The sequence below is a fragment of the Planctomycetota bacterium genome, assembly GCA_026387035.1.
In the GTDB taxonomy this organism is placed as follows: Bacteria; Planctomycetota; Phycisphaerae; order FEN-1346; family FEN-1346; genus JAPLMM01.
In genome coordinates, this window is record JAPLMM010000067.1 from 1 (window position 1) to 6915 (window position 6915).

Annotated in this window: 7 protein-coding genes; 6 read left to right on the forward strand and 1 reads right to left on the reverse strand. The window is 66.0% G+C overall.

Annotation, left to right across the window (positions count from 1 at the left end; genetic code table 11):
• The 6 genes from NTX40_02020 to NTX40_02045 form a co-directional block, all read left to right on the forward strand.
• A partial coding sequence (locus NTX40_02020) for a thiamine pyrophosphate-dependent enzyme (protein ID MCX5647862.1) occupies window positions 1-810 on the forward strand: 810 nt, incomplete at its 5' end.
• A 164-nt stretch (window positions 811-974) separates the two neighbouring features.
• Complete coding sequence (locus NTX40_02025; protein MCX5647863.1) at window positions 975-3416, forward strand: hypothetical protein; 2442 nt, start codon at window positions 975-977, stop codon at window positions 3414-3416.
• A 90-nt stretch (window positions 3417-3506) separates the two neighbouring features.
• Window positions 3507-3965: a hypothetical protein gene (locus NTX40_02030; GenBank protein MCX5647864.1), complete on the forward strand. Its 459-nt coding sequence runs from the start codon at window positions 3507-3509 to the stop codon at window positions 3963-3965.
• A gap of 16 nt (window positions 3966-3981) precedes the next feature.
• Entirely contained in the window at window positions 3982-4128 is a 147-nt protein-coding gene (locus NTX40_02035) for a hypothetical protein (protein MCX5647865.1), read from the forward strand.
• Between the two features lie 247 nt (window positions 4129-4375).
• On the forward strand, window positions 4376-5305 hold the full coding sequence (locus NTX40_02040) for a bifunctional riboflavin kinase/FAD synthetase (protein MCX5647866.1): 930 nt from the start codon (window positions 4376-4378) through the stop codon (window positions 5303-5305).
• 421 nt (window positions 5306-5726) lie between these two features.
• The gene (locus tag NTX40_02045; GenBank protein MCX5647867.1) at window positions 5727-6356 is read left to right on the forward strand and encodes a PEP-CTERM sorting domain-containing protein; all 630 of its coding nucleotides are present in this window, start codon (window positions 5727-5729) and stop codon (window positions 6354-6356) included.
• A gap of 251 nt (window positions 6357-6607) precedes the next feature.
• On the opposite strand, the gene NTX40_02050 is transcribed toward NTX40_02045, so the two are convergent.
• On the reverse strand, window positions 6608-6915 hold a 308-nt coding region (locus tag NTX40_02050; GenBank protein ID MCX5647868.1), incomplete at its 5' end, for an excinuclease ABC subunit A.

Here is a 6915-nt window from a genome sequence, read left to right on the forward strand (position 1 = left end):
TCCTCCTGGTCGGCCCCCTGGATCCACAGCCTGTTCGAAAACGCGGCGGCCATTGCCTCCGGCGTTTATTACGCCCTCAAGCACAAGGGGAAACTCGAAGGCACGAACATCATCGCCATGGGCGGCGACGGCGGCACCGCAGACATCGGCCTGCAGTGCCTCTCCGGCGCCTTCGAGCGCGGCGACGAAATGCTCTACTGCTGCTGGGACAACGAAGCCTACATGAACACCGGCATCCAGCGGTCCAGCCTCACCCCGCTCGACGCCTCCACCACCACCAGCCCCTCCGGCAAAGCGTCCTGGGGCAACGACCGGCCCAAGAAGGACCTCCCGGTCATCATGGCCGCCCACGGCATCCCGTACGTCGGCGTCGGGTCGTGCGGCTTCTATCGCGAACTCCCGGCCATGGTCAAGCGCGCCCTCGCGTACCGCGGGCCGAAGTATCTCCAGGTCCACGCGGTCTGCCCGCTCGGCTGGCGGAGCGACCCGGCCCAGACGGCCGTTCTCGCGCGCCTCGCGTTCGAGACCGGTTGCTATCCGCTCTACGAAATCATCGAGGGCGAGACCAAGCCGCATCGCCCGCCCAAAGAAGGATGGAAGCGTGTCGAAGAGTACCTGAAACCCCAGGGCCGATTCCGCCACCTCTTCCGCGCCGCCGACGGCGCGGACCAAATCGTCCGCATCCAGGCCGGCGCGGCCGCCAACATCCGCAAGTACTACGGCGACGAAGCGGTCCCCGCCTTCGCCAAGGAAGCCGAGGCCAAGACGGCCGACTTGGCCGCGAAGGCCAAGGCCCAGCCCTCGGCCTGACGGCCTATGTGAAAAACCGCATGCAATGCGGTAAATAAGACCACACAATAGGCGGGTCCGCGTGAGGCGGCCCGCTTCTTTTGCGTTGCGGAACCGCGCGGCAGGCTGTATGATATTTGCCGTGTCTTGGCGGGTTCGAACCTGCGGCCGTGGGGGAACCTATCATGATCAGGCACGGGCTTTGCTTGGCCGTTCTCTTGGGTATTGCGGTGCCGGCGGCCGCAGCGCCGGCGCGCGGCGACGACGCCGAACGGCTGCGATGCATCCGCTTCGTCGGTTCCTCTTATCACCGGGGGCTTCGACCCGAGGCCCAGCGGACGCTCCGCGAGGCCGGGCCGGCCGCGCTTGAGACGTTCCGCACGCACTTCGAGGAGATTGACCAAAACACTCGGCACGCCTTCCAGCAGGAGATCGCCCAATGGCCGGCCCGGCCCGACGTGGACCGGTTTCTCCTGGAGGAATTTCGCAAGGGCCTGCCGGTCCACCGCCGGATTGTGGAACTGGTGGCGCCGCTCGGGGAGGGGCAGGAGACCTACGAACTCGTGGTGGCCTGGGAGAAGATGCACACGGCATATGACTGGTGGCGTTGGGTGCTGCGCGCCCGGCCGGCCCTCGGATTCGTGTCGTCGTATGACGAGGTCTATGCGCTGTTCGTCGAGGAGCCGCCGCGGCTGGATCTGGGTGTCTTCGCCAAGGCGCTCCGTCGGATCGCCCCCGAGCGGGCGCTGGCCGACTTCAAGAAACTGATCGCCGATGAGCAGGAAGCGCTTCAGTGGAAGGGCATCAAGGGCTACCGCGCCATCGACGAACTGCCGGACGCCGAAACCCGGGATCTCATCTTCCGCCATTGCCGGGGCGAGGCGCTGAAGGAGGCGGAGCAGTTCATCTACCGCATTCCCCGCAGCGAGGCCGACAGGGTTCTGCCCCTCGTGGCGCACGCGTCGGAGGGTGTGCGCAACGCCGCCCAGCGCCAGATGGGGCGGTTCGGGCGCCGGACGCTCCGGCAGTTCCTCCAGATCCGCGACCGCCCGATGACGCCCCAGCAGCGCCTCGTCTGGTGGCAGGCCTGGTGGGCCGAGCGCAAGGACTGGACGGACGAGGCCCTGCGCGCGGAGGGGGTCAAGGCTGCATTGGCCGAAGCCGGCGACGGGATCACCCAGGAGACGATCTACGAACTGATCAACTTTCCGGACGCCCCGGAGATCTACCCCTTGTTCCAGAAAGCGCTCGTGGCGCCGGACACGACGCTCCGCGACAGCGCGGCGATGCAACTGGGGAACCTGGCCGCCACGGGGCACAAGATGGCGGTGGATACGGCGCTCGCAGTGACGGCCGATCTTCCGCCGGACCGGGCCGTGCCGATTCTCACGAACGTCGCGCGGAGCCGCGACCGGCGCGTCACCGACCGCCTGCTGACGCTGCTCGAGACCGAACGCGGGGAGCGCGAAAACTGGCCCGCGCACATCCGGGCGGCCCTGCCGTCCACCGGGGACGAGCGGGCGATTGACGTCCTGGTCCGGTGCGTGATTGAGAAGGGCGAGGAACGTGCCGCCTCGGCCCTGGCCGAAATCGAGGGCGCCGAACGGGCCATGCCGCAACTCCTCGACGCCCTCCTCAAGGAGCCGGACCGCAACAAGCGGTTTGCGATCCGCATGGCCGTCGAGTTTCTCGCCGACAGCCGCGTCGCGCCGCAACTCGTGCAGTTGCTCGGGGAGGCCGCGCCGGGCGCCGCCTTCGACCAGGGACCGCGCTCCGACGTCCTGCAACTGATGGAGGTCTTTCCCGACCCGGAGGCCGGGCCGGTCCTTCAGAAACTCCTCAAGTCGGACGACCCGTGGGCCCGCCTCTATGCCGCTCGTGTTCTCGGGCGGCTCGGCGATACGTCCGGCGCGGCCGTCGTGATCGAATGTCTCGAAACGAAGGAGCCGGTTCCGTGGCACTTCCAGGGCCACGACATCGGGGCGGCGCTGAAGGCCATCGGCGCGCCCGACACGAGAGAGCGGCTGGTCGCGGCCTTCGCCAGGGCAGAGGGTAAGGACAGGGAGCGGATCCTGGCGGTCATGGCGCAGCAGCAGGACCCGGCCTACGTGGAGTTCTTTGCGGGGCTCCTTGGCGATGCCGACGAGCGCATGGCCCGTCTGGCAGCCGGGGGCATTGTGCAGACCTTCCGCGGCCGGCCGGGGGAGGAGCGCCTCGCGGCCATCGCCCTCGGGGAGAACGACTTGCCGCCCATCCGCGATATGCTGCTCTGGGCCTTCCTCGACCGCCGGATACGGCCCGGGGATGCCGCCTTCTCAGGCGAAGGTGGCCTTAAGGGGCGTCCCGGCGCGCTGCTGACGGTCGATCGGTGGCGGCACATCGTGTTCGAGACGGCGGGCGGCACGGTCCGCCTCGTCGTTGGGAAGCCGGACGAGAGTCTGCTGGCGCCGGACGGTACCACGCCCGGCCGAGGAAAACCGTATGCACGCGGCTCGCTGACTTGGATTGCAGGCGGGCGATATGTTGTGATCGGCCTGAACTTCGGCGCGGGAGGCTGGATGTACCTGTTCAGGCGCGACGGCGAGCGGTGGACGCCCGTACGGCCGGTCGCCGGATGGGTGGAATGAAGCAAGACTCGCCTCTCGCATTCTGCATTTCACACGCCCGCTCCCGCGTGCTACAATATCCTCGGCCCGAGCACCCAGCGGAGGTCCGTCATGCTTTACGTCACCGTTCACGCCGCCTGGATGATTCTGGCCGTCACCCTCGGCACCGTTTCCGGCTACATGGGCCTGCTGCGTGCGACGCGGCGTCCCGACGGCTCCAGCGTGCTTCCCGGGCGCTTCCATCTCCGGTCGCACATCAACTTCGGCGTCGTCTATTACACCATGATCTATCTCGGCATTCTCTTCGGCTGGGCCGTCCATAAGTATCTGCTCTACGGCCGCGTCCTGCCGCCCTCGATTCTGCAGTGGCACGTCGCCCTGGCCGGCGCCATTGCCGTCCTCTACGGCATCGCCTGGATCCTCGGCGGCCAGTTGACGCGGGAGCCCGCCGGCGGCCGACGACTCCGGCCCCGCCTCCACATGGTTTTCAACTTCACCGCCTGCACCCTCGTCGCCGTCCAGGCGGCCCTGGCCGCCTACTATGTCTGGATCTGGCCGGCGGCCCGGTGAGAGGAGGCCGACGCCCGTGAACGGTTCCATCTATCGCTATATGAAAGTCGGCCTCGTCCTTCCGACGGCCTACCCGGACGCCCAGGCCTATCCCGAGGCCCTGCCCGAAGCCGTCCTCGCCGCCGCCAAACGCACCCTCAACGAGGCCTGGGCGATGCTCTGACGGGCTGGTCGTGCCTTTGCCGTTGGCCGTTTATTCCGCACTCCGCGTTCCGCCCGCTCGCCTTCCGGCTTCGTCCCGGCGCGCCGGGACTACGCCGGGACAAGCCGGCTCGCGGCTAACCATGACGATGTGCGAGACGGCGTTTCGTTCTTGGTCATTGTCGTTTGCCGTTTGCCTTTGCTCAGCACTCCGCGTTCCGCACTGTCTTGACTGGCCCTCGCCACCACCGGGTGGTATAGTAGTGTCCATGGAACTCCTCCGCGACCTCGACCACGTGGACGCGAAGTTCAAGGGCGGCGCCCTTTCGGTCGGCGTCTTCGACGGCGTCCACCTGGGTCACCAGCGCGTGCTCGCCCGGACCGTCGAGCGCGCCCGTGCCCTCGACGCGGCGCCCGTCATCTTCACGTTCCATCCCCATCCGCTCGAGATTCTGCACCCTGCGGCCACCCCGCCGCTCATCCAGACCTTCGGCCAGAAACTCGAACTGATGCGCCGCATCGGCATCCGGGCCGTCGTCTGGCCCGAACACGTCGAGCGGATCCTCACGATGTCGCCGGAGGATTTCCTTCGCCGCGTCGTTGTCGGCGCACTCGCTGCACGCGTCCTCGTGGAAGGACGCGACTTCCGTTTCGGCGTCAAGCGTGGAGGCCACGTCGAGCAACTCACCCAGTTGGCGCCCCATCACGGCCTGGAGGTCGAGATCGTCGACGACGTCGTCGTGGAAGGCGAGCGCGTTTCCAGCACGCGCGTCCGTTCGCTGCTCGCGGCCGGACGCGTCGCCGAAGCCGCACGATGCCTCGGCCGGCCCTACGCCTACGTCGGCACCGTCGTCGAGGGCCATCACCGCGGCGCGCCTCTGGGGTATCCGACAGCCAATATCGCCGCGCCGCGGTTCCTGGTGCCGGGCGAAGGCGTCTATGCCGCCTGGGCCGAGGTTCACGGCACGCGCTATCCCGCCGCCGTCAGCGTCGGCCGCGCGCCCACTTTCGGCGCCCGCGAGCCCGTGACCGTCGAGGCGTTCCTCCTGGATTTCGACGGCGAACTGTACGGCGAGCAGATCGCCGTCGAGTTCGTCGAACTGCTCAGGCCGCAGGAGGCGTTTCCCGACGCCGAGGCCCTCAAGGCCCGAATGGCCGACGATTGCCGACGCACCCGCGAGGTCCTGGCGGGCGAATAAGCGGGCCGGGGTGCCCATCGACCTTCCTTCGGCGGCGTTTAACGCCGACCGCACGCCATAACTTGCCCGCCGCCGCGATTGGCGGTACAGCCCCCGGATTATACCGGAATCATGGCCTAGAACTGGTTTCATAAATGGCCGAAATCAGCCCTGGCGGGGTCAAGAACGCCACTTTTTGAGGTTATGGAACTGGTCCTGCTCACGCACGGTCATTCAGGTGTTCAAGGAAAAATTTGACTTTTTCTTTTTTTGTGCTATACTGTGACCAGGGTTGTGAATAGAGATTGAATAGAGATTGAAGTTTCGGGCCGGTCTCCCTCGGGGGAGGCTGGCCTTTTTGCTTTAATGCGGCCAGTTGTCTTTGCCGCCGGTGGTCGAGAATCTCGCCAGCCGGGGCACAACACGAAGAAAGGGACGAATCATGCAAGCGAGGACGATTCTTGTTGCGGTTGCGGCGATGCTGCTGGCGGTCGGCACGGCCCAGGCGAGTTGGTCTCTGCAAAACGACTTCAGCACCACAAGCAATCCCAACGGCGACTGGTCCTATGGCCACTCAGAGAATGGGTTCACCCTGTATACGATACACAGTAGTTCCACGTGGTCCACCAGTAGCAATGAGGCCTGCATATGGAAGAACCTGGAAAGCAGTACATACCTTGGTGTGCTGCCGGGCGAGGTCGCGCTCCACCCGGCCTTGCATGGCGAACAGTCGATCGCGAGATGGACTTCACCTCTGGATGGTTCCATCACTGTCACTGGTACGTTTGGGGCCGGCGACACGGGCAAAGTGGACACGTTGATCTATCTGACCAGAGGCGTGGGAGCCCCTCAACTGCTCTTCTCGGTTTATGATACGCCAAACAGCCAGCCCTTCAACCTGACGCCTCTGGTGGGTGATGGGGACAGACTGGACTTCATCGTCGGCCGCGGCACGGACGGCTACAGCTCTGACAGCACGCCGCTTTCGGCCACGATCACCCCCGAGCCGGCCACGCTGTCGCTGCTGGCCCTGGGCGGGCTGGCGGTGCTTGGTTGCCGCAAGAGGAAGTGAGACGATTCGCAATACTCTCTCGCACGGGCGGCTCGAACCGGGTCGCCCGTTCTGTTTGGAATCAGGGACGCTTCCCGTTTTTCCCCGCCACGCCCGCGGCAAGGGCAACTGAAATAGGAAGCATCCCTGATTCACAGAAAATAGCAAGATATCTCCAGATTACCAGATTAACGTTGCAGTTAGGCGCCGGCGCTTAATCGGCGGGCGAGGAAGCGGCCCGGCTTCGTCTTCGACTTTGCCGTGGCAGGGGGTTAAGTGTTTTTTAGGCGCTCGGCGAGGAAGCGGCCGGTGTAGGACCGTCGGCATCGGGCGATTTGCTCGGGCGGCCCGGCGACGACCAGTTCGCCGCCCCCTTCGCCGCCTTCCGGCCCCAGGTCGATGATCCAGTCCGCCTGGCTCACGAAATCCAGGTTGTGCTCGATCACCAGGAGCGAGTGCCCCGCGTGGACGAGGCGGTGGAAGGTTTTCAGGAGGACCTGGATGTCGGCCAGGTGCAGGCCGGTCGTCGGCTCGTCGAAGATGAAAAGGTGTTGCTGGCCTTTTTTCGGCGCTGCGAGGT